This is a genomic window from Rhizobium sp. CB3060 (assembly GCF_025200735.1).
Lineage (GTDB): Bacteria > Pseudomonadota > Alphaproteobacteria > Rhizobiales > Rhizobiaceae > Rhizobium.
On sequence record NZ_CP104158.1, the window covers coordinates 1,149,138 to 1,169,938 of the forward strand.

21 protein-coding genes and 1 tRNA gene are annotated in these 20,801 nt (G+C 58.2%); 10 read left to right on the top strand and 12 right to left on the bottom strand.

Annotated elements, in window-relative coordinates; translation table 11 throughout:
• Nucleotides 1-277 precede the first annotated feature (277 nt).
• The 3 genes from gpt to N2601_RS05705 all read right to left on the bottom strand — a co-directional run bounded on the left by gpt (nucleotide 278) and on the right by N2601_RS05705 (nucleotide 2,799).
• Entirely contained in the window at nucleotides 278-775 is a 498-nt protein-coding gene (gene gpt / locus N2601_RS05695) for a xanthine phosphoribosyltransferase (RefSeq protein WP_104822883.1), read from the bottom strand.
• Between the two features lie 291 nt (nucleotides 776-1,066).
• On the bottom strand, nucleotides 1,067-1,909 hold the full coding sequence (locus N2601_RS05700) for a universal stress protein (RefSeq protein WP_104822884.1): 843 nt from the start codon (nucleotides 1,907-1,909) through the stop codon (nucleotides 1,067-1,069).
• A gap of 116 nt (nucleotides 1,910-2,025) precedes the next feature.
• The gene (locus N2601_RS05705; RefSeq protein ID WP_260303849.1) at nucleotides 2,026-2,799 is read right to left on the bottom strand and encodes a competence/damage-inducible protein A; all 774 of its coding nucleotides are present in this window, start codon (nucleotides 2,797-2,799) and stop codon (nucleotides 2,026-2,028) included.
• Between the two features lie 243 nt (nucleotides 2,800-3,042).
• Between N2601_RS05705 and wrbA the strand changes: the two genes are divergently transcribed.
• Nucleotides 3,043-3,642: an NAD(P)H:quinone oxidoreductase type IV gene (wrbA, locus tag N2601_RS05710; protein ID WP_260303850.1), complete on the top strand. Its 600-nt coding sequence runs from the start codon at nucleotides 3,043-3,045 to the stop codon at nucleotides 3,640-3,642.
• A gap of 81 nt (nucleotides 3,643-3,723) precedes the next feature.
• Here the strand turns inward: wrbA and N2601_RS05715 are convergent.
• Nucleotides 3,724-3,809: transfer RNA gene (locus tag N2601_RS05715), tRNA-Leu, on the bottom strand.
• Nucleotides 3,810-4,088: 279 nt separating this feature from the next.
• Here N2601_RS05715 and N2601_RS05720 point away from each other — a divergent pair.
• The 5 genes from N2601_RS05720 (at nucleotide 4,089) to N2601_RS05740 (ending at nucleotide 10,085) form a co-directional block, all read left to right on the top strand.
• The gene (locus N2601_RS05720) at nucleotides 4,089-5,357 is read left to right on the top strand and encodes an ATP-binding protein (RefSeq protein ID WP_260303851.1); all 1,269 of its coding nucleotides are present in this window, start codon (nucleotides 4,089-4,091) and stop codon (nucleotides 5,355-5,357) included.
• Entirely contained in the window at nucleotides 5,357-5,812 is a 456-nt protein-coding gene (locus tag N2601_RS05725) for a hypothetical protein (RefSeq protein ID WP_260303852.1), read from the top strand. Before N2601_RS05720 ends, N2601_RS05725 begins: the two co-directional genes overlap by 1 nt.
• A 428-nt stretch (nucleotides 5,813-6,240) precedes the next feature.
• A complete protein-coding gene (gene ilvA, locus N2601_RS05730; protein WP_445945004.1) occupies nucleotides 6,241-7,455 on the top strand; it encodes a threonine ammonia-lyase in 1,215 nt (404 codons plus the stop codon).
• A 37-nt stretch (nucleotides 7,456-7,492) separates the two neighbouring features.
• Complete coding sequence (locus tag N2601_RS05735) at nucleotides 7,493-7,831, top strand: HlyU family transcriptional regulator (protein ID WP_104822891.1); 339 nt, start codon at nucleotides 7,493-7,495, stop codon at nucleotides 7,829-7,831.
• Nucleotides 7,832-8,078: 247 nt separating this feature from the next.
• Nucleotides 8,079-10,085, top strand: a complete 2,007-nt coding sequence (locus N2601_RS05740) for an ABC transporter ATP-binding protein/permease (protein ID WP_104822893.1) — start codon at nucleotides 8,079-8,081, stop codon at nucleotides 10,083-10,085.
• A gap of 186 nt (nucleotides 10,086-10,271) precedes the next feature.
• Here the strand turns inward: N2601_RS05740 and N2601_RS05745 are convergent, their stop codons facing one another.
• Nucleotides 10,272-11,048: an SDR family NAD(P)-dependent oxidoreductase gene (locus N2601_RS05745; protein WP_104822894.1), complete on the bottom strand. Its 777-nt coding sequence runs from the start codon at nucleotides 11,046-11,048 to the stop codon at nucleotides 10,272-10,274.
• Between the two features lie 106 nt (nucleotides 11,049-11,154).
• Between N2601_RS05745 and N2601_RS05750 the strand changes: the two genes are divergently transcribed.
• Nucleotides 11,155-11,742 (top strand): TetR/AcrR family transcriptional regulator, encoded by a 588-nt coding sequence (locus N2601_RS05750; RefSeq protein WP_104822895.1) that lies wholly within the window; start codon nucleotides 11,155-11,157, stop codon nucleotides 11,740-11,742.
• A gap of 57 nt (nucleotides 11,743-11,799) precedes the next feature.
• Here the strand turns inward: N2601_RS05750 and N2601_RS05755 are convergent, their stop codons facing one another.
• Entirely contained in the window at nucleotides 11,800-12,414 is a 615-nt protein-coding gene (locus N2601_RS05755; RefSeq protein WP_104822896.1) for an FMN-dependent NADH-azoreductase, read from the bottom strand.
• Nucleotides 12,415-12,550: 136 nt separating this feature from the next.
• On the opposite strand from N2601_RS05755, the gene N2601_RS05760 reads away from it, so the two are divergent.
• Nucleotides 12,551-13,519, top strand: a complete 969-nt coding sequence (locus N2601_RS05760; protein ID WP_104822897.1) for a LysR family transcriptional regulator — start codon at nucleotides 12,551-12,553, stop codon at nucleotides 13,517-13,519.
• A gap of 35 nt (nucleotides 13,520-13,554) precedes the next feature.
• On the opposite strand, the gene N2601_RS05765 is transcribed toward N2601_RS05760, so the two are convergent.
• Complete coding sequence (locus N2601_RS05765) at nucleotides 13,555-15,543, bottom strand: bifunctional 2',3'-cyclic-nucleotide 2'-phosphodiesterase/3'-nucleotidase (RefSeq protein WP_104822898.1); 1,989 nt, start codon at nucleotides 15,541-15,543, stop codon at nucleotides 13,555-13,557.
• A 137-nt stretch (nucleotides 15,544-15,680) separates the two neighbouring features.
• Complete coding sequence (locus N2601_RS05770) at nucleotides 15,681-16,040, bottom strand: PilZ domain-containing protein (protein WP_104822899.1); 360 nt, start codon at nucleotides 16,038-16,040, stop codon at nucleotides 15,681-15,683.
• 174 nt (nucleotides 16,041-16,214) lie between these two features.
• On the opposite strand from N2601_RS05770, the gene N2601_RS05775 reads away from it, so the two are divergent.
• On the top strand, nucleotides 16,215-17,024 hold the full coding sequence (locus N2601_RS05775; protein WP_199773542.1) for an endonuclease/exonuclease/phosphatase family protein: 810 nt from the start codon (nucleotides 16,215-16,217) through the stop codon (nucleotides 17,022-17,024).
• A 16-nt stretch (nucleotides 17,025-17,040) separates the two neighbouring features.
• Here the strand turns inward: N2601_RS05775 and N2601_RS05780 are convergent, their stop codons facing one another.
• Entirely contained in the window at nucleotides 17,041-17,502 is a 462-nt protein-coding gene (locus N2601_RS05780) for an Lrp/AsnC family transcriptional regulator (protein ID WP_104822900.1), read from the bottom strand.
• Nucleotides 17,503-17,652: 150 nt separating this feature from the next.
• Here N2601_RS05780 and ald point away from each other — a divergent pair, with 150 nt between their 5' ends.
• Nucleotides 17,653-18,771 carry an alanine dehydrogenase gene (gene ald, locus N2601_RS05785; protein WP_104822901.1) on the top strand — a complete coding sequence of 373 codons (1,119 nt, stop codon included), beginning with the start codon at nucleotides 17,653-17,655 and terminating at the stop codon, nucleotides 18,769-18,771.
• 17 nt (nucleotides 18,772-18,788) lie between these two features.
• On the opposite strand, the gene N2601_RS05790 is transcribed toward ald, so the two are convergent.
• The 3 genes from N2601_RS05790 to sseA form a co-directional block, all read right to left on the bottom strand.
• Nucleotides 18,789-19,298: a DUF1203 domain-containing protein gene (locus N2601_RS05790; RefSeq protein WP_104822902.1), complete on the bottom strand. Its 510-nt coding sequence runs from the start codon at nucleotides 19,296-19,298 to the stop codon at nucleotides 18,789-18,791.
• Between the two features lie 71 nt (nucleotides 19,299-19,369).
• Nucleotides 19,370-19,882 carry a GNAT family N-acetyltransferase gene (locus N2601_RS05795; protein WP_104825077.1) on the bottom strand — a complete coding sequence of 171 codons (513 nt, stop codon included), beginning with the start codon at nucleotides 19,880-19,882 and terminating at the stop codon, nucleotides 19,370-19,372.
• 59 nt (nucleotides 19,883-19,941) lie between these two features.
• Nucleotides 19,942-20,799: a 3-mercaptopyruvate sulfurtransferase gene (gene sseA / locus N2601_RS05800; RefSeq protein WP_104822903.1), complete on the bottom strand. Its 858-nt coding sequence runs from the start codon at nucleotides 20,797-20,799 to the stop codon at nucleotides 19,942-19,944.
• Nucleotides 20,800-20,801: the final 2 nt, after the last annotated feature.

A 20,801-nucleotide genomic window follows, 5' to 3' on the forward strand; every position in this document is an offset into this window, starting at 1 on the left:
GTTCTCCGCGCGACCGCTTATGAGCCGAATACCACCGACGGCGGAATTAAAAGCGACAATATTGTGACCGTGGCCTTGAAACCATTGGCAGAGGGGCAAAAGCATGCAGCAACCCCTTATGATTCGCGCCGAAGCCCTTGAATCCCACGTAATCCTGGTATCTCGATAACCACTAAATATAGTGGGCGCTAACGCGCCCACATCTATTGCTGATGCCTATGTCCGATTTTGGCACACCGCACAGAATCACAACTGATTCGGGTGAGTCTCGTAACGGTCAGCCGCGATGACCCTTGGCGATCGGCTCCTGATAGGTGAAACCCATATCCCAGGGGAAATAGATCCAGGTGTCCTGGCTAACTTCGGTGATGAAGGTGTCGATGGTCGGCACGCCCTTCGGCTTGGCATAGACACAGGCGAAATGCGCATTTGGCAGCATGGTGCGCACTTCCACAGCCGTTTTGCCGGTGTCGGTCAGGTCGTCGATCACCAGCACGCCTTCGCCGCCATTGGTGGTGAGTTCCGGCGCGATACCCTTGAGCAGGTTCATTTCGCCCTGGCTGGAATAATCATGGTAGGAGGCGATACAGACGGTCTCGATCAGGCGGATATTGAGTTCCCGCGAAATGATCGCGGCCGGCACGAGGCCGCCGCGGGTGATGCAGACGATCGCCTTGAACTCGCGATTGAGTCCGGCAAGTCGCCAGGCAAGGGCGCGGGCATCGCGATGGAACTGATCCCAGGATACGGGAAAGGCTTTATCGGGCAGGGACATGGCTCTAAGGCTCCGGGAGGCAGAGGATAACAACGCACCGGCGCTGCCGGCGACCCTGAGCAGACCCCGCGACGGGCGCGGACCACGGACCAAATCCTGAAACGCGATTCGCTGGCCCTCCGATCGAAGATGATCCCACCCAAACCATTTTGGACTTTAGGGATCACGCTCCGTGGACCACGCGAATGGGTTCCCTGGCGGGAATTTTCTCATCGGTCGCTGCTTTCTGCTGGATTTGCGCTCAAAAGGCAAGAGCGCCGCTGCACCGCATATCCGGCAGGCTTATGGGCATCAGCGCGCAAGCAGCGTCATCGCCGTCATCGATTGCAGCAGCGTCCGCGTCGTGCCGCCGAAGATCAACTGCCAGAGCCAGGAATGTGTATAGGCACCCATGACGAGCAGATCGATGCTATCGTCGGCGAGGCGATTTTCGATGACCTGCGATGGCGTCTTGCCGCCGCAAGTCGCCGTTTCCAATCTGGCACGAATGCCATGGCGGACAAGCGTGGCCGTAATCTCCACGCCGGTCTCTTTCGGCGAATGCGTCGAGCTGTCAGAGGTGTCGACGGAAAAAACCTCGACGGAATCGGCAGTCCGCAGGAACGGCAGGGCGTCGAAGGTCGCGCGGGCGGCTTCCTTCGATCCGTTCCAGGCAATCAGTACGCGATGGATCGGCTTCGGCTCGGTAAAGATGTAGGGAATGAGCAGCACGGGACGGCCGCTTTCGAACAGGAAGCTTTCGACATCGACATGCGAGTCCGAAGATTTGGCCGGATCGGGCTGCACGGCGATCAGCAGATCGGCGCTGCGCGCACTTTCCATCAGCGGCTCCGAACCATAGCCGACGGTGCTCGCAAAGTTGCGCCATTCATAGGCAAGTCCTTCGCGCTCCATTTTCGCGCGGAACAGCCGCTCGATCTCCACGGCCTGGCTGTGCGCCATGTCCTGCAGAGCCTGCACGGCGACCGGATCGGGGATCTCCATCGGCGCCACCAGCGGCACGGCCGAGACGATTTCCGCATGCAGACCCACGATATGCGCGCCATGCTCCTGAGCGAACGCGGCGGCGAAATCGACCGCCACCCGCGTATTGTCGGGGGTATCGAGTATGACCAGGATGGTTTTATAGGGCATGACGTGATCTCCCATGAGGAAAGGTCCTTATCGCTCCATTATATCAGTGTTCCGTCCGATAATAATGCGCTGATATGACCGCGGTTCCCCAACGGGTTAAAAGCATTTGCTGAATGTCATGCCTCAGCAGACTGATTTTCCTTTGCTTTTGCCTGTCTGATCATTTCGATCATGGCGCGCACCTCGGCCGCGACAGTTTCAACCAATTCGGCCGAGCGGCCCCGCACGACGATCTCAGTCGAGAAGGATTGGCCGACATAGCGCGGGTAGGATCCGATGCTGGTATCAGGATGAGCTTTCTGGATGGCGCCGAGCGGCGTGCCGATCTCGCCTTCGCCGTAAGGGCAAGAAATCGCCGTCGAAAGCATGCGGGTGCCGGTGCGCAGCGTCGGGACGACGTTGTCGAGCATCGCCTGAAAGACCTGCGGCACGCCGGCCATGACGTAGACATTGCCGATGTTGAAGCCCGGCGCGGTCGAAACCGGATTGGCAATATGTTTGGAGCCGACCGGCATGCGCGCCATCCGCTGGCGGGCCTCGGTGAATTCCATCTCGCGCCGCGCATACATCTCCGCCATCAGCCGCATCGCTTCGGCCTCATGTTCGCAGGCCACGCCGAAAGCCTTTGCAATAGCATCGGCGGTGATGTCGTCATGCGTCGGGCCGATGCCGCCGGAGGTGAAGACGTAATCATATTGGCCGCGCAACGCGTTCAGCGCGGAGACGATGGCGTCTTCGTCGTCGGCGACAATACGGACTTCCTTCAGATCGATGCCAGACAGCAGCATGACATCGGCGAGATGGCCGATATTCTTGTCTTTCGTCCGGCCCGAGAGCAGTTCGTCGCCGATAGCCAACATGGCGGCGGTGACAATGGTTTCATTGGTCATGTAAATATCCGTGGAATTGCGCAGTAACGCGTTCGAAAAAAACGTTTGAAATAGGTAGCGCCGTTTACGGCGAATGCAAACTGACGTTTTCGTTTGCTTGGCGACGGTCGAAAAAGCAATCGCAAGTGAAATTTCGTCTTCATCGGGTGAACAGTGCGTTCTAGTTGCTGGGGCTGCGCCTCCGTTTTAGCGCTGATAGAAATCAGCCCGAAAATCAACGCGTCCAACAACTAGGAGACGTTCATGACTAAGGTTCTGGTTCTCTATTATTCCTCCTATGGTCATATCGAGAAGATGGCCTATGCCGTCGCCGAAGGCGCAAAGTCCGCCGGCGCCGACGTAACCGTCAAGCGCGTACCGGAACTGGTGCCGGAAGAGGTGGCCAGGGCTTCCTACTTCAAGCTCAATCAGGAAGCTCCCATCGCATCGCCGGAAGAACTGGCCAACTACGACGCCATCATCGTCGGCTCCGGCACCCGCTTCGGCACGGTGACATCGCAAATGCGTAATTTCTGGGATCAGACCGGCAGCCTGTGGTTCGGCGGCAAGCTCGTCGGAAAGGTCGGCTCGGTGTTCACCTCCTCCGCGACCCAGCACGGCGGCCAGGAATCCACCATCCTCGGCTTCATCCCGACCCTGCTGCACCACGGCATGGCCGTCGTCGGCCTTCCCTATGCCTTCCAGGGCCAGATGGGCACGGAAGAAGTCAAGGGCGGCTCGCCCTACGGCGCGTCCACGATCACCAACGGTGACGGCTCCCGCCAGCCTTCGGAAATCGAACTGGAAGCCGCAAAATACCAGGGCGCCCACGTCGCCAAGATCGCGGCCAAACTCGTCGCCTGATTTGATTTTCGACATTGCATGGAAACGAGGCGCGGCGAGAGCTGCGCCTTTTTTCGTCGGGGCCTATTGGAATTTGGCCTTTGGTGCGGACGACGGGGGTCGAACCCGTATAGCCTAAGGCCGAGGGATTTTAAGTCCCTTGCGTCTACCAATTTCGCCACGTCCGCGTTTTCGCGATTTCAATATCTTGCAAGCTCTGATTTGGGAAGCTCTGCACAACACAAAATCCGTTGCGCAAACTACGTTCATTTATCATTCTTTCCTTCAAAGACTTTCAACCGCCCCGGACTCCTTCGCGACATGGCAGGTACATACGTAAATGGTCCTTCTCCTGCAATGATGCGTAATTGGCATTCTCCAGGCAGTAACTGAACTTCGTCTCGAGTTGTTGGAAGAATCATTTTTTTCAGCTAATGGTAGTGTCAGCGGGGGCGGCGGGACAGGTAATGACCGTAGAAATTTTTGCGGATAACTACCGTGGATTCAAAAACATATCCCTTAATGTGGACAAAAATCTTTTTCTGATTGGGGACAATAGCTCCGGAAAGAGTTCAATACTTTATTTAATCGGGTATATATATTCTACAGAGCTGCTAGGTCCGCCGAGGATGGACCAAAAGCATATGTCTGGCGGGCATGATTTCTTTTCTCCTTATTTTGATTATGCCGACGTGACAGTTGGATTTCTTTCCAGAGAGCGAAAAACTGTCGGTGCAAGGGCAATAACGATTAAACGAAACGCGGATGGCCAAGTACCAATCGTTACAAGATTTACGACGATACACGGCAATGCACGTATTACGATACAAAGAAAATCCACGGGTTCTCTTTTGTACAAGTTTTCGTCGGTCACAGAAGAATTGACCGTTCAACGGCTCCGTGAACTTCACGACGAAACATCAAAATTCAAGCGCGTCTCGGTCGATGACGACGACGATTATTTTGAAGACAACATAAATACGCTTCGGATGCCGTGGTCGATACTACGAGCCGATGAAGTAGGAGATGAACTCATCGACACTATGATGCGGGGATTTTCACAGAGTTTCTTGCCATTGGTTGTCCATAGCGCCCCAGTCCGTGGCAATCCGGAGCGGTATTACGAATTTGAACGAAGGTCCAAGGCCTCCGGTGCCCACTTTGCTTCCATGTGGCACGACATGGAGAAGGGTAATGACGATAAAAGTCTAGAAATTGTCCGCGGATTTGGGCGCGACAGCCAGCTTTTTGAGGACCTAAACGTCGCACGGCTATCGGCTAAATTTGCTCATTCCCCACTAGTAGTCACCGTTAAGAAGCGAGGCAAGGATTTCCTTTTGGACCAGGTAGGTTTCGGGATATCCCAGGTTATTCCGGTGATCATTGAATCAGTTTTTACGAAAAGAACTGAGCAGAACGTAACTATGCTCTTGCAGCAGCCTGAACTTCATTTGCATCCAGTTGCTCAGGCTGCCCTTGGAGAGTTTCTCTTTAGAATGGCGAATGGAAGCCAGAAATATGTCGTCGAAACGCATAGTGATTTTTTGATCGATCGCTTTAGAGCCAACATGCGCGAAGACCCGGGCGTTACTGGCGCAAATATATTGTTTTGTGAAAATAAGGAGGATGGCAACCACTGCCACGTCATTAATATTTCCGATACGGGCGAACTTGAGAACCCACCTGAAAACTACAAAGATTTTTTTGTGGCTGAACTGATGCGGACGATGTTCTAATGTCAACAGTACTTCTGGACGTTTCAGCTAGTACGCAGCAGTGGTTTCAAGACGCTTTGAAGGAAATGGGCGATACGAAACATAAACATGTCAAATTCCTCTATACGGAACAGGAAAAATACAAGACTGAAATCTCCAAAGTCCTATACCTCGCGAAATTTTTGAAATTGATGGGAGATAAAGGACGTCGAGTTGATGTGGACAAAGACGCCTGCAAGGCGGTTATGGACGAACTAGAAGCGAATGCGACATGGATCGGTTCGTCTGCATGCGATGACCCGCACATCTTTGCCATGGTCGCGCTAAAAAGTGCCCGGTATATTTTCACCGACGAGCATCGAATAAGCAAATGCCGCAAATGTATGTCACACGTCAAAAACAGCATGTGTGCCTTCAAGGCGATTAGAAGCGGAAAAATTTACAAGAAGCATCGAAACAGAATTCTTAGACCCTAAGAGGCTTTATTAAGTGGCGGGAAATCACCACAAAAAACCATGTGGCGTACACTTGTGGTGTGCGAGCGCTTCCATATCTGAGAGTGTGGCTCACAAGCGAAGCCCGCCGGCACCGGGGAAACCGGATTGGAGCGGGCCTCTGACCATCATCATGATGGCTGGCTTGCATTGGAGGCGGGCCTTTGCTTCCTGTCAATTCGAAGATTTTGCGTTGCGACCGGATGTAACACGGTGGCGCGAAATGTAGCAGTTGCGCGTTGGATGGTCGTAGCCGTCGATTTGTGGTGTCGCAATGTCGCTTAGGCAGGTCGGAAAGCGCAACAAAGAGGCTTTCTTTACTCATCTTTCCTGTGTCATAGCGAAGGTGGATTGAACAGGAACGGACCAAGACCGTGGACAAGCAGGATGTTCTCGACGCCACCGAGGCCATGCGTGGCCTTTTTTCCGCAACGCCGCTGCAACTGAACGAGCATCTTTCCGCTCGCTACGGTGCGGAGATCTGGCTAAAGCGCGAGGATCTGACGCCGGTGCGCTCCTACAAGATCCGCGGCGCCTTCAATTTCTTCCGCAAGGTGATTGCCGAAGGTGGTACGGGCAAGACATTCGTCTGCGCTTCGGCCGGCAATCATGCGCAGGGTTTTGCCTTCGTCTGCCGCCATTTCGGAGTGCCGGGCGTGGTCTACATGCCGGTGACGACGCCGCAGCAGAAGATCGACAAGACCCGTATGTTCGGCGGTGAATTCATCACCATCAAGCTGTTCGGCGATTTCTTCGACCAGTGCTACCAGGCGGCGCGCGAGCATGTGCAGCAAATTGACGGCGTCATGGTGCCGCCGTTCGATCATGCCGATATCATCGAGGGGCAGGCGACGGTTGGTGCCGAAATCGCCGAGCAATTGCCGGAGGGCGTCTTGCCCGACCGCATCGTGCTGCCCGTCGGCGGCGGTGGATTGGCGGCTGGTATCACCGGCTTTTTTGCCGATCGCCTCGCCAAGGACGCATTCGTCTTTGCCGAGCCGGCGGGAGCGCCGAGCCTCAGGCGCAGCATGGAGGCAGGGCAGGTGGTGACGCTGGCGAAGGTCGACAATTTCGTCGACGGCGCAGCGGTCGGTCGCATCGGCGACCTGAATTTTGCGGCCCTGAGAAGTTTTGCGCCGGAGCAGGTCATGCTGATTGCGGAAAATGCCATCTGCGTGACGATCACGGATATGCTGAATGTCGAAGGCGTCGTGCTGGAGCCGGCTGGCGCGCTGGCGATCACCGCGCTTGAGCAAATGGATCGTGAGAGCATCCGCGGCAAGACGATCGTTGCGGTCGTCTCTGGCGGCAATTTCGATTTCGAGCGACTGCCCGATGTCAAGGAGCGCGCCATGCGCCATGCCGGGCTGAAGAAATACTTCATCTTGCGGCTGGCTCAGCGCCCCGGCGCGCTGCGCGATTTCCTCAATTTGCTCGGTCCGGACGACGATATCGCCCGCTTCGAATATCTGAAGAAGAGCGCCCGCAATTTCGGCTCCATCCTGATCGGCATCGAGACCAAGCATCCCGACAATTTCAAGCAACTGGTCGAGAATTTCGAGCGCGCCGGCATGGGCTATCAGGACATCACCGAGAACGACATTCTGGCGAACCTGATTATTTAACTTTGCCACCCAACGTCCTTCATGCTAAAGGCGATTCATGGCTTCGATCTTGTCGAATATTTTCTCGATCTTCACCGGCGGCGCTTCGACGACGAGCGCCGAAAAGACCGGCGGTCCCTCCGTCACCGCGGAGCCGCAGGAGCACAACGGCTGCACGATCTATGCGACGCCGCAGCGCGAAGGCAATCAGTTCCGCCTGATGGGCCGGATCGAGAAGGAAGTGAACGGCGAGGTGCTGGTGCGCAATTTCATCCGCGCCGATGTTTTCACCTCGTCGGACGATGCGCTTGAATCGACTTTCCGCAAGGCGCAGCAGATCATCGACCAGAACGGCCCCTCTCTGTTCGGCGACGGCGAAAAGGTTCGTCAGGTCTGAGTTCAGGGACTGGCTCGAACGACAAAGGCCGGATGGCCTGGCCTATCGGAAATGCGGAACTAAAGCAGATATTGATGTCGAACCGCTTGCAGCACAGACACTGCGGGCGGTTTTTCCATTCGACTGACGGCATTCTCAAGCGTTCGAGTGGCGACGGACTGATTTTCTCGACAAGCCCCCCGCGACCGCCATTCGTCTTCGACACCGGCACCATGAAACCTTTCGATTTTTAAGCCGTTGTTGCGCTATGACCGACGCTAAAATCAATCCGAAATCGGTCGACGGCACTCAACCGCACGGTGCCGAGAAGTCGCGCCAAGGGGAGGGATCGACCGTCGAGGTCGCGCCGCCGCCAGATGTGATCGAACCAGATCCAGAGCTCACGCCTGAGGAGGCCGAGCAGGCGCGCAAGCGGTATTTGCTGAGGCGCTTCTGGATCAGCGCGCGTGGTTACTGGGGTCGCGGCGGCGACCGGCTCTCTTGGCCGTGCACGATCGTGCTATTGGCCCTGATCGGCATGAATGTCGGCTTCCAGTATGGAATTAATATCTGGAATCGCGCAATTTTCGACGCAATAGAGCAACGCAATGCCAGCACCGTCTATTTTTTGAGCGCCGTATTCCTGCCACTCGCGTTGGGAAGCATGACCCTCGTCGTTACACAAGTCTTCCTTCGGATGGCGATTCAGCGCCGCTGGCGTTCCTGGCTGACGACCGCAGTCATCGCGCGCTGGCTCGCAAACGGCCGCTACTATCAGTTGAACCTCATCGGCGGCGACCACAAGAACCCCGAAGCGCGCATTTCGGAGGACTTGCGGATTGCTACCGAATCCCCCGTCGATTTCATTGCCGGCGTCATTTCCGCATTTCTGTCGGCCTCGACCTTCATTGTGGTGCTTTGGACGATCGGCGGTGCCCTGACCCTGACGATCGCCGCTACGACGGTCACTATTCCCGGCTTTCTCGTCGTCACCGCGGTCCTCTACGCCGCGATCACGTCTAGCTCTATGGCGATCATCGGCCGCCATTTCGTCCACGTTTCCGAGGTCAAAAATCAGGCGGAAGCCGAATTTCGCTACACGCTGACACATGTGCGGGAAAACGGCGAGAGCATCGCATTACTCGGCGGTGAGGAGGAGGAGCGTAGCGACCTCGACAAGACCTTCGCCAATGTGCTCGGGCAATGGGCGCTCCTTGCCCGCCAGCACATGCGTACGACGCTTGTGTCGCAGGGGTCGAGCCTGTTTGCGCCCGTCGTGCCGATTTTGCTTTGCGCTCCAAAGTTTCTTGAAGGCAGCATGACCCTTGGGCAGGTCATGCAGGCTGCCTCTGCCTTCGCCATCGTCCAGAGCGCCTTCGGATGGCTGGTCGACAACTACCCCCGTCTCGCCGATTGGAATGCCTGCGCACGGCGCGTCGCTTCGCTGATGGTATCGCTCGACGGGCTCGAGCGCGCGGAGCAGAGCGACGCTTTGGGACGCATCAAGCACGGCGAAACTGAGGGCGATGCGATGGTCAGCCTGAACGATCTCTCCGTGTCGCTTGACGACGGCACCGCCGTGGTCAAGGAAACACAGGTCGTGATCGAACCGGGCGAGCGGGTGCTGGTGGCCGGAGAATCCGGCTCAGGCAAGAGCACGCTGGTGCGGGCCATCGCAGGTCTCTGGCCGTGGGGTGACGGCAGCGTCGATTTCCACGCCGACAGGCGGTTGTTCATGTTGCCGCAGCGGCCTTACATCCCTTCCGGGACACTTCGCCGCGCCGTTGCCTATCCCAGCGCCGCCGATAGCTGGACGCTGGATGAGATCAAGGCGGCCCTCGACAAGGTGGGACTCGATTATCTGAACGAGAAGATCGAGGAAGAAGCGCCATGGGACCAGACGTTGTCGGGCGGCGAAAAGCAGCGGCTCGCCTTTGCGCGTCTCCTGCTGCACAATCCCGATATCATCGTGCTGGATGAAGCAACGTCAGCACTCGATGAGAAGAGTCAGGACAAGATGATGGAGACGGTGATCAAGGAATTGCCGAAGGTCACCATCATCAGCGTGGCGCACCGCGCCGAGCTGGAAGTCTTCCATAGCCGCAAGATCACGTTGGAGCGGCGCGAGGGCGGCGCAAAGCTTGTGAGTGATATCGATCTTGTCCAGCGGGCAAGAAGACCGAATGTGCTTTTGCGCCTTTTGGAGAACCCGCGCTCCCTCCCGAAAGGCAAAGCGACTTCAAGCAAAACGGCGCCGTCTTCGAATAAAAATTGAAGTCCGCCCGGTTGGGGGTTCCAAAGGCTTGGGCGAGGCTCAGTTGGAGGAAGTGCCTGTCGCACGCTCGAAGCACGGAAGGGCTTTTGTCAAAAAAGTCGGTCGCATAACTTTGAGTTCCGCGACCGATTTTCTGCGACAGCAATTACCAGTGGCCGAATATAGGCCTTGCTTTCTCCGATCCGTTTACGCCGTGCGGAAAAGCTTGGCACCCGAGGGAGCGCTGGTCGCGCCGCCGTCGACGGTGATTTCGATCGCCGTGACGTTCCGGGAATCGTCCGATGCGAAATAGAGGGCAGCGTTGGCGATCTCGTCGGCTTCGCTCATGCGGCCAAGCGGGCTCAGGCTACCGAAACGGGCTTCGAGGGCATCCTTGGCATCTTCCGTCATCGCCCGTGTGTTCCAGATCGGCGTCTTGGTGGCGCCGGGCGTGACCTGGTTGACGCGGATGCCGCGCGGGGCGAGTTCGGATGCCAGGTTGCGGGTCATGGCGCGGACGGCACCCTTGGTGCCGGCATAGGCGGAGTAGCCGGGGATGCCGAGAACAGCGTGCACGGAACCGTTCAGGATCACCGAGGCGCCGTCGTTCAGATGCGGCAACGCAGCCTGCACCGTAAAGAAGACGGCGGTGAAGTTGGTGCGCACCACCGTCTCGAACTGCTCAAGCGTGGTCCTTCCAACGGCGGTTTCGCCGGCAATCCCCGCATTGGCGAAGACGATGTCGAAATTGCCGAGCTTCTGAGCCGCGTCGGCGAAAGCTTTCTCGGTGGCTGCAACGTCGGTGACATCGACCTGCAGTGCCAGCACATCGCCGCCAAGCTCTTCAACGGCGGCGGCAAGGGTCTGTGGATTGCGGCCGGTGATGGCGACCTTGGCGCCTTCGGCGAGGAAGAGGCGGGCGGTGGCCAGCCCGATGCCGCTGTTCCCACCTGTGATGATGGCAACCTTGTTCTTGAGACGCATGTTCGTAGCTCCTATTGGCTTTGATCACGATCTGGATTATGATCGTTCTCTATAAGGATTATGATCATAATCTACATTCGTCAAGGTAGATCGAGGAGATTTTTCGATGGGTCATTCTCAGTTGGAGAAGCAGAAGACGCATGAGCGCATCGTGACACTTGCCGCCAAGCGCCTGCGGGAGGAGGGGCTGGAGGGTATTGGCGTTGCCGATCTGATGAAGGAAGCCGGCCTGACGGTCGGCGGATTCTACAAGCATTTCGCCTCCCGTGACGAACTCGTCGCTGAAGCCGTCCAGGTGGCGGTGGAATCGTGGCGGCGGCAATTGGAGGGGAAGGGGATCGATCCGGCGGATATTTCTCTGGAGGACTATGCCGACGATTATCTCAGCACGCTACATCGCGACCACCGCGGCGAAGGCTGTGCCTATGCAGCGTTGACGGCCGATATCGCGCGCAGCGGCGATGCCGTGCGAACCATTGCAACGGAAGGGATACGGAAAAACTTCGAAACGATGGCCGCGCGCCTGCCGCACCAGGATGCCACGGAGATGCGGCGCAATGCCATTGTCGCCTCATGCTTGATGAGCGGCGCGGTCGGCCTTGCGCGCATCGCAAACGACGAAGAGCTCTCCCGTGAAATTCTGGAGGCTGCGAAGAGCTTCTTGAAGGAACTGGCGACAGACGGCCGGAAATAAAAAATGCGGCCGGTGGGGGACCGGCCGCTCGCAGGGAATTGCGATTGTTTTGAAAGCTTAGGCGGCAAGTGCCAGTTCGGTTGCGCGGGCTTGGGCAGCGCCGATCGCCTTTTCAGCGGCTTCCGGACCGAAGGCAAGGCCTTCGACATAGACGGTCTCGACTTCGGTGATGCCGATGAAGCCGAGAACCGACTTCAGATAGGGAACGGCATGATTGAGCGGGGCAGCCGGACCTTCGGAATAGACGCCGCCGGAAGCGAGCACAATATAAGCCTTCTTGCCGGTCACCAGACCCTTGGGGCCGGTTTCCGTGTAGGTGAAGGTGCGGCCGGCGCGGGCGATGTTGTCGATCCAGGCCTTCAGCGACGAATAGATGTTGAAGTTGATGAGACCGGTGCCGATGACGACGGTGTCGGCGGCAAGCAGCTCGTCCACGAGTTGGTCGGAAACCTTGACGGCTTCGGCCTGCTCGGGCGTGCGAGCCTCGACCGGGGTGCGGATGGCGGCGGTGAAGAGTTCATCGATATGCGGCAGCGGCGCAGCGGCCAGATTGCGATGGACGATCGTCTTGCCCGGGTTCTGGGCCTTGATCTTGTCGGCAAGCTCGCTGGCGATCTTGGTGGAAAGCGAGTCGCTGCGCGGGCTGGACGTCAAAAGCAGAATAGAGGACATGGTCGTGTTCCTTTTCAATGAGTTGCGAGAGCCAGGCAGGGAGGCCAGCCATCGTTCGAGAAAAGAAATAAGTCTGCAGTGCCATCGAAAAAACTGTGATAATATGGATTGGAATTATCGATAGAATGGATGGCCCATGCTTCCCAATCCGACCCTCGACCAGTTGCAGGTCTTTCTCACCGTTGCCGAATCCGGCAGCTTTTCCGCCGCATCGCGAACCTTAAACCGTGCGCAATCGGTCATCAGCTACACGATTGCCAATCTCGAGGCCCAGCTCGAGGTACCGCTATTCGAGCGTTCCGGCTCCCGTCAGCCAACATTGACGGACGCGGGCAAAGCTATGCTGGAAGATGCGCGTCGTATTCTCGGCGATCTCGAAGTGATGCGTGCGCGCGTCAAAGGTTTGAAGGCGGGACTTGAATCGGAAGTGGCGGTGGCCATCAGCGTCATGGTGCCGATACATGCCACCGTCGACGTGTTGAGCGAGTTTCGCGAGCGCTTCCCGCTCGTCTCGCTTCGGCTCGACACCGGCGAACTCGGCACGATGATGGAACTCGTCGCCAGCGGTAAGTCTACGATCGGTATTGGTGGCGCGGTGTTCAAGAAGGATGATTCGCTGGTCGTCGAGCGTATCGGGCACTCCTTCATGCTTCCGGTCGCGTCGCCCCATCATCCACTCGCTCAGATTGGGAGGCCGTTGACGCTTGCCGATGTGCGGGAGGAGGTGCAATTGGTCGTTACCGATGCCTCCGGTCTCACGAGTGGCAAAGATTTCAACGTCCTCTCCTACAAGATCTGGCATGTCAGCGATATCGCGACCAAGCATCAATTGATGCGCGGCGGCCTCGGCTGGGGCGGGCTGCCGGCTTCGCTCATCATGGAAGACCTACAGAAGGGACGGTTGGTGCCTCTGGCCCTCGATGCGTACGACCAGAGCGAATATCCGATCTACGCCGTCCACAAGCTTGCCAGTCCTCCCGGTCCCGCCGCTGCCTGGATGATCGAAGCCTTCAGCTCGCGCCTTTCGCGATGCCCGAACCAGGCGGATTTCAAGGCGGCCGTCGAAATGTGTCATCCGAACGAGAAGCCGTTGGCGGCGGAGTGAAAACCCTCCCCCGCGCGGGGGGAGGGTCAACGGAATCAGAGTACCAGCCGGTAATTGCGGAAGCCGTCGACACCTTCGCCGGCGTCCTCGATCTTCACGCTCTTCACATCAGCGAGGAAATCCTTAGCCTTCGGTGAGCTCTGGAACAGAACGGTCGTGCCCGGCAGCGGCTTGAAGGTCCAGTTGCCGTCAGCGGTCGGATTGATCGTGCCCTGGTCATGGACATAGCGGACGATAACGTCGCGGTTAGTATCCGGAGCCTGATAGACGACCTTATCCGAAGCGATTTCCGGGAAGTTGCCACCACCGCCGGCGCGGTAGTTGTTGCTGACGACCAGGAATTTCTGAGCCGGATCGATCGGTTTTCCGTCGAACTGCAGGTTCCGGATGCGATTTGCGTCGGCATTCAAGACCTTGCCGTCATCGCCGAAGCGGCGCGGCTGCGAGAGGTCGATCTGGTAGGTGACACCGTCGATGACGTCGAAGTTATAGGACGGGAAACTATTGTTGATCAGATCCGCATCCTTGGCGCCCGGTTGGACCTGATTGAACATCGCTGCGGACATTTCCAGCCAGTTCTTGACCTGCGCGCCGTTGATGACGACCGCCTGCACCGTATTTGGATAGAGGTAGAGGTCGGCGACGTTTTTGATGGCGATATTGCCGGCGGGAACGTCGGTATAATAGTCGGCGCCGTTGCGGCCGCCGCATTTGAAGGGCGCAGCCGCCGAAAGCACAGGCAGATCCTTATACTGCGTCTCCTTCAGCATGTTCTTGATGTACCAGACCTGCGCCTGGCTCACGATCTGCACCGACGGATCGTCGGCAACGAGAGCAAAATACGAATAGAGCGGCGCAGAGGTCTTGCCGACGGGCGTGCGGACATAGGTCAGCGTCGCCTCATGCTCGGCCTTTGCCGCTTCCACCACTTCCTTCTTGTCGGCGACATCGGCGATGACCTTCTTCTTGTCGTCGCGGTGATAGATCGGCCGTGCTTCGGAGGTGAAGTCGACGATCTTCCAGCTCTTGCCGTCCTTTTCGAGCAGCAGGTCGATCAGACCGAGATGCGAGCCCCAGAAACCGGCCATGACGGCGGGCTTGCCGTGCAGCGTGCCCTTCACCGGATCGGCGCCCTTGATACCGTCCCAGGTCTTCGGGCCAGGGAAGACGAGATGCTGGTGGCCGGTGAAGACGGCATCGATGCCGTCAACTGCCGCAACGTAGAGCGAGGCGTTTTCCATCTTGTCGCTCGGGCCGCTGCCGTCGATGCCGGAATGCGAGAGGGCGATGATGATGTCGGCGCCTTCTTCCTTCATGACGGGTACCCAGGCCTTGGCAGCCTCGACGATGTCGCGCGTCCGTGCCTTGCCTTCAAGGTTCTTGATGTCCCAGAGCATGATCTGCGGCGGCACGAAGCCGATGAAGCCGATCTTGATCGTGTTCTCATTGCCGGCGCCATCTTTGATCTTCTTGTCGAGGATCAGATAGGGCTTGAAGAACAGGTCGTCCTTCTTCGGGTCGGAGGCAAGCTGGCCCTTGGTCAGATTGGCGCAGACGAAGGGGAAATTCGCTCCGCCCAGAACCTTGAACATGAAGTCGAGGCCATAGTTGAACTCGTGATTTCCGAGCGTGCCGACCTCATAGCCGAGCGTGTTCATTGCCTTGATGACGGGATGGACGTCGCCGTCCTTCATGCCGTGCTGATAGGCCATGTAGTCGCCCATCGGATTGCCCTGAAGCACGTCACCATTGTCGATCAGCAGCGAATTGGTGGCCTCGGCACGGATGTTGTCGATGATCGTTGCCGTGCGCGACAGACCCATCGTGTCGTTCGGCTTGTCGGCGTAATAGTCGTAGGGGAAGACGTTGACGTGAATGTCCGTCGTTTCCATGAGACGCAGATGCGCCTGATTGCCGGCGGCGCGGGCGGCAAATGGATGCAGCACGATCAGCGCGGCGGTGGCGCTGAGGCCCTGCAGCAAAGAACGGCGCGACATGCTGGGCAATTCCAGAATGGAAGACATGAAACACTCCTTCAACAATGAATCCATGATCCCTCGATCACCTTTCGGGGCGAGGGAGATTAAGACGATTTTTGAAGGTGTGCACTAGTAATATGACAGACTTATTGTGGCTTCGGCGCCAAGGAGCGAAGAAGCCGTCAGCGTTTCAGAACCGGCTGTATGTCCTTGTGGAAAAAGCGGAAATAGGAAGCAACCTGCGCCGACGCATTGGAGGAGGGGTCGAACTCGATACCGATCCGGCCGCTATGGGTCCAGCGCACGATGCCATCCAATACGCCGATGTCGTCGCATTCGACCCGGACCTTGCTGCCGGCGGCGGCATGGATCGGCGATTGCAGGTCGAGCGCGATGCCGCCGGTGGAAATATTGACCACACGGCCGGTAACCGCCTTGGCGAAATATCGGACCCGACCCATCAGACGGGCATACTTGCGCGGCGAACGCCTCGCTTTGATTTTCAGATTGTTTTCAGTAAGCGGTTTTGAAATCGGCTGCATAACTGACCTCGATGCCTGTGTCTGACAATTCCGGATAGCAGGTAGGCGTTGAAAGGTGCTTAGGACGATCGGTAAAATTGACAGGATCCGTTCCGAATCGGGACCTGTTGCTTTTAATGTTTCAACTCCGGACTTTCTTATGGAGGTCGAGCGGGAGTTTTGGAGAAAGAAGAAATGGCGTTGCGCATCGTTTCGCTGAATGTGTGGGGTGGCCTATTGCATGAACCGCTCATGCAGTACCTAGTCGATGTCGACGCGGATGTTCTGTGCCTGCAGGAGGTCACGCGCACCAAGGATGCACCCTCCGAATGGCTGGTCTATCGCGACCACGGCGTCGAACTTCCGCAACGAGCCAATCTTTTTGAGGAGATCGCCGCTGCCCTGCCCATGCACGACGCCTTCTTCTGTCCGACAGCGCGAGGCGATGTCTTTGACGGTGATCGGCGGATAGCCTCCGAATTCGGCCTAGCAACCTTTGTCCGTAAGTCCTATCCGGTCATCGGCCAGGCGTCGGGCTTCGTACATGGGGAATTTTCGGCCGACGGCTGGGGTCCGCACCCGCGGTCGCGCAACGCCCATTGCATCCGCATCTTCGATTACGAGGGCGGTTTCCCCGTCACCATCGCCCATATGCATGGCCTGCGCGATATCGATGGCAAGGGCGACACACCGGCTCGCCGTCATCAGGCGGACGCGTTGGTGGAGCTCATCCGGCATGTTCACAAGGGCAATGAGAGGCTGGTCGTCTGCGGCGACTTCAATGTCCTGCCGGGGAGCGTAACCTTCGATTCCCTCGGAGCATTGGGGCTTTCCGACCTCGTCACCTCGCGCGGTCATCGCGATACACGGACTTCCTATTACCGCAAGGAGCCGCGTTTCGCCGACTATATGCTGGTGACGTCCGCGGTGGAGGTGATCGAATTCGACCCCGTCGCCGAGCCGGAAGTCTCCGATCACCGCGCCTTGCTTCTGGGTATGCGATAGCTCGACCAGCCGCAGCTCAGAGCCCGACATTCGGCCGGTCGATAATCTCGCGCAGCGCGAAGCTGGAATTGATCTTCACCACATGCGGCAAAGCGGAGAGCCAGTCGCGGTGGATGCGTTCGTAATCTTCGAGATCGCGCGCCGCGACGCGCAGGATATAGTCGTATTCGCCGGACATAAGGTAGCAGACGAGCACGTTCGGGCAGCGTTTCACCGCCGTTTCGAACTCCGACAGCGTCTTGGCGAACTGGCCGGAGAGCGAGATATGGACGATGGCGATCATCTTGTAGTCCAGCGCCTTGTGCGACAGCCGGGCATGATAACCGCCGATAACGCCATTTTTCTCCAGAATGTCGAGCCGGCGCGAGCAGGCTGAAGGCGACAGGCCGACCTTTTCCGCAAGCTCGGCATTGGTGATCCTGGCGTTCTGTTGCAGTACTCCCAAAATCGCACGATCGATGGTGTCTATATCCGGCATTCGAAGATCTTTCGAAAAAATTGGCTTAAACGCAATAATCCACGAAAAATGCTTGTTCGGCAAATTGTCTTTGCAAGGACATTTCAGGGCGAAAGTGGTCTCATCCGTACCGGAACAGTTGCAAACCGGAAAAGCATTCAGGAGGAGCAAATGCGCGTAGGTTGTCCGAAAGAGATCAAGAATCATGAATATCGCGTCGGTCTGACGCCTGCATCCGTTCGCGAATATGTGGCCCATGGTCATGAGGTCTGGGTCGAGACCAAGGCGGGCGCAGGTATCGGGGCCGATGACCACGCCTATATCGCCGCCGGCGCCAAGATCGCCGCCACCGCGAAGGATATTTTCGAAAAGTGCGACATGATCGTGAAGGTGAAGGAGCCGCAGCCTTCCGAATGGTCGCAACTGCGCGATGGCCAGCTTCTCTATACCTATCTGCATCTCGCGCCCGATCCGGAGCAGACCAAGGGCTTGATCGCCTCCGGCGTCACCGCCATCGCTTATGAAACCGTCACTGATGAGCGTGGCGGTCTGCCGCTGCTCGCGCCGATGTCGGAAGTTGCCGGCCGTCTGTCGATCCAGGCGGGCGCCACCGCGCTGCAGAAGGCCAATGGTGGTCTTGGCATCCTGCTTGGCGGTGTGCCCGGCGTTCTGCCGGCCAAGGTTGCCATCATCGGCGGCGGCGTCGTCGGCCTGCATGCGGCCAAGATGGCGGCCGGCCTCGGTGCCGATGTCAGCATTCTCGATCGTTCGCTGCCGCGTCTGCGCCAGTTGGACGATATCTTCAACGGCCGTGTTCACACGCGCTATTCCAGCATCCAGGCGCTGGAGGAAGAGGTCTTCGCCGCCGATCTCGTGATTGGCGCCGTATTGATCCCCGGCGCGGCGGCGCCGAAGCTTGTCACCCGCGAAATGCTGTCCGGCATGAAGAAGGGCGCCGTTATCGTCGATGTCGCCATCGACCAGGGCGGTTGCTTCGAAACCTCCCATGCAACCACCCATTCCGAACCGACCTATGAGGTCGACGGAATCGTGCACTATTGCGTCGCCAATATGCCGGGGGCGGTTCCGGTCACCTCGGCGCAAGCGTTGAACAATGCCACCATCTATCACGGCCTCGCGCTCGCAGATCGCGGCCTGCGCGCCATTGCCGAGGACAAGCACCTGCGCAACGGCCTCAACATCCACAAGGGCCGTGTCACCAACAGACCCGTCGCCGAAGCGCTCGGCTACGAGGCCTTCGCCCCGGAAAGCGTCTTGAACGTGGCGTAAATCCCATCGCGCTCACGTCAGACGGAAGCGCCGGCGTCACCGTATGCCGGCGCTTCTTTTTTATTGATCCGGCACTGATAGCAATTATTGCGCGCCGAGCGGACATGCACATAGGCGATGCCTTCGCGGCTCAGGAGTTCGCCAGCATAGGCCTCGATGTCGCCGATCGGTGTCACGGCACCGGTGCCGTAGACGATGCGGTTGTTTTCGCCATAGCCGCGCACGATGAAATCCGGACTGGTGGTCAGCACGGGCGGCAGGACTTCCTCGGCTTCGTAACGCCGGCAAGGCACCTTATGCAGGAAAACCGGCCCGGTCTCGGCGTAGGGCTGCAGATCCGGAAACGGCCGATAGGCGAAGACATAGAGCTCTTCGCCCGCATCGATATTTTGCAGGCAGTGGCGACAGGGATGGCCGGGACCATCCGAGATCATTGTCTCCGGCCGGTGACTATAGGCGTCCACGCCGCCGTTCCAGAGAGCTTCGGCATCGGACGTGGGCATGGCGGCAAAAGCAATCGCAGACATGGCAAATCTCCTTTTTAGGGTTTGTCATGTGATGCGCCCCGATAGAGGGAGAAGCCACCCGATTCCTGCGGCTAGCTTTTCTTTGCCAGCTCCAGCAGTTCCTTGTCGCTCAGCGGCCTGACGATGCCTTCGCCGGTTGAAACGGGGGAGAAGCCGAACATCTGGTAGAGCTGAAGCGCCCGCGGATGGTCGAGATTGTTGGTGGTCGTGGTGATGCGTTGCGGGCTCAGCGTCCACATGGCGTAGAGCGCCTGCAACAGGAACCATTTGCCGATGCCGAGCCCGAGAGCGTGCTCGATCAGGCCGAAATGGCTTAGCTCGATCGTCTCCTCATCCTCGCGGAAATATTCGAAGAAGCCGGCCGGCGCGCCGTTGACATAGAGCACGCTGATGTCGTTGCGCTGGTCGTGCAGGACGGCCGTCAGTTCCTCGTCACGCAAGCGAAGCCGGTCGACCCAATGCCAGCGGGCACCGACCTGGCGATAGAGATAGCGGTAAAACGGCAGGGGAATGCCGGGCGAGCGCATGATTGCCGTCTGGATATTGACAGGCACGGGCAGGCTCGCCTTGGGAGGCGCGGTCATTTCCAACCGGGTGATATGGACTTTGAGAGACGATGGCGTTTTCACGGGGTCTGCGCCGCTCAATCTTTACCGGTGACGATGCGCGTATCCGGCCGGCTGCCCCATTCCGACCAGGAGCCGTCATAGAGACGATTAGCGCCATGGCCGAGCGATTCCAGCGCCAGCGTGATAATGGCGGCAGTGATCCCGGAGCCGCAGGTGGTCACCACAGGCTTTTCAAGATCGATGCCGGCCTTCTCGATCGTTTCGCGCAGTTCCGGCAGGGACTTGAACTTGCCGTTCACCGCGAAGCTGCCGGACGGAAGGCTTTTTGCGCCCGGCATATGGCCGGAGCGCATGCCTTCGCGCGGCTCCGGTTCGGTGGCGGCGAAACGACCGGCACTGCGGGCATCGGCGATCTGCAGCGAGCCGCTGTCGACGATCTCGCGCATCTCTTCGAAGGGGACAACACGGGCTGCGTTGAAATTCGGCTTGAAGGTGGCCGGTGCAAATGCGGGCAGGGCGGTTTCCAGCGGCCGTCCTTCGGCCTTCCAGCCATCCAGGCCGCCGTCGAGCACGAAGACATTCGCGGCGCCCATGACGACATGAAACAGCCACCAGACCCGCGGCGATGCGAAGACGCCGGGACCATCATAGACCACGATGCGATCGGTCTCGCTGATCCCGAGCTTGCCGACCTCGGCCGCGAAGAATTCCGGCGAAGGCACCATATGCGGCAAGTCGGTGGAGTGATCGGCGATCTTGTCCTGATCGAAGCGGATGGCGCCGGGAATGTGGCCGCTGGCATATTCGGCATCAGCATCGCGCTTCTGCGCCGGCAGGTAGAAGGATGCGTCGAGGATACGCAGGTCCTTGGCGCCCAATTCGTTCTGCAGCCAGTCGGCGGATACGACGAAACGGCTCTTCTCCGCTGTCATGA

Coding starts and splice junctions, on each gene's coding strand:
- gpt (WP_104822883.1), bottom strand. CDS start 775: ATGTCCCTGCCCGATAAAGCCTTTCCCGTATCCTGGGATCAGTTCCAT.
- N2601_RS05700 (WP_104822884.1), bottom strand. CDS start 1,909: ATGCCCTATAAAACCATCCTGGTCATACTCGATACCCCCGACAATACG.
- N2601_RS05705 (WP_260303849.1), bottom strand. CDS start 2,799: ATGACCAATGAAACCATTGTCACCGCCGCCATGTTGGCTATCGGCGAC.
- wrbA (WP_260303850.1), top strand. CDS start 3,043: ATGACTAAGGTTCTGGTTCTCTATTATTCCTCCTATGGTCATATCGAG.
- N2601_RS05720 (WP_260303851.1), top strand. CDS start 4,089: ATGACCGTAGAAATTTTTGCGGATAACTACCGTGGATTCAAAAACATA.
- N2601_RS05725 (WP_260303852.1), top strand. CDS start 5,357: ATGTCAACAGTACTTCTGGACGTTTCAGCTAGTACGCAGCAGTGGTTT.
- ilvA (WP_445945004.1), top strand. CDS start 6,241: ATGCGTGGCCTTTTTTCCGCAACGCCGCTGCAACTGAACGAGCATCTT.
- N2601_RS05735 (WP_104822891.1), top strand. CDS start 7,493: ATGGCTTCGATCTTGTCGAATATTTTCTCGATCTTCACCGGCGGCGCT.
- N2601_RS05740 (WP_104822893.1), top strand. CDS start 8,079: ATGACCGACGCTAAAATCAATCCGAAATCGGTCGACGGCACTCAACCG.
- N2601_RS05745 (WP_104822894.1), bottom strand. CDS start 11,048: ATGCGTCTCAAGAACAAGGTTGCCATCATCACAGGTGGGAACAGCGGC.
- N2601_RS05750 (WP_104822895.1), top strand. CDS start 11,155: ATGGGTCATTCTCAGTTGGAGAAGCAGAAGACGCATGAGCGCATCGTG.
- N2601_RS05755 (WP_104822896.1), bottom strand. CDS start 12,414: ATGTCCTCTATTCTGCTTTTGACGTCCAGCCCGCGCAGCGACTCGCTT.
- N2601_RS05760 (WP_104822897.1), top strand. CDS start 12,551: ATGCTTCCCAATCCGACCCTCGACCAGTTGCAGGTCTTTCTCACCGTT.
- N2601_RS05765 (WP_104822898.1), bottom strand. CDS start 15,543: ATGTCTTCCATTCTGGAATTGCCCAGCATGTCGCGCCGTTCTTTGCTG.
- N2601_RS05770 (WP_104822899.1), bottom strand. CDS start 16,040: ATGCAGCCGATTTCAAAACCGCTTACTGAAAACAATCTGAAAATCAAA.
- N2601_RS05775 (WP_199773542.1), top strand. CDS start 16,215: ATGGCGTTGCGCATCGTTTCGCTGAATGTGTGGGGTGGCCTATTGCAT.
- N2601_RS05780 (WP_104822900.1), bottom strand. CDS start 17,502: ATGCCGGATATAGACACCATCGATCGTGCGATTTTGGGAGTACTGCAA.
- ald (WP_104822901.1), top strand. CDS start 17,653: ATGCGCGTAGGTTGTCCGAAAGAGATCAAGAATCATGAATATCGCGTC.
- N2601_RS05790 (WP_104822902.1), bottom strand. CDS start 19,298: ATGTCTGCGATTGCTTTTGCCGCCATGCCCACGTCCGATGCCGAAGCT.
- N2601_RS05795 (WP_104825077.1), bottom strand. CDS start 19,882: ATGACCGCGCCTCCCAAGGCGAGCCTGCCCGTGCCTGTCAATATCCAG.
- sseA (WP_104822903.1), bottom strand. CDS start 20,799: ATGACAGCGGAGAAGAGCCGTTTCGTCGTATCCGCCGACTGGCTGCAG.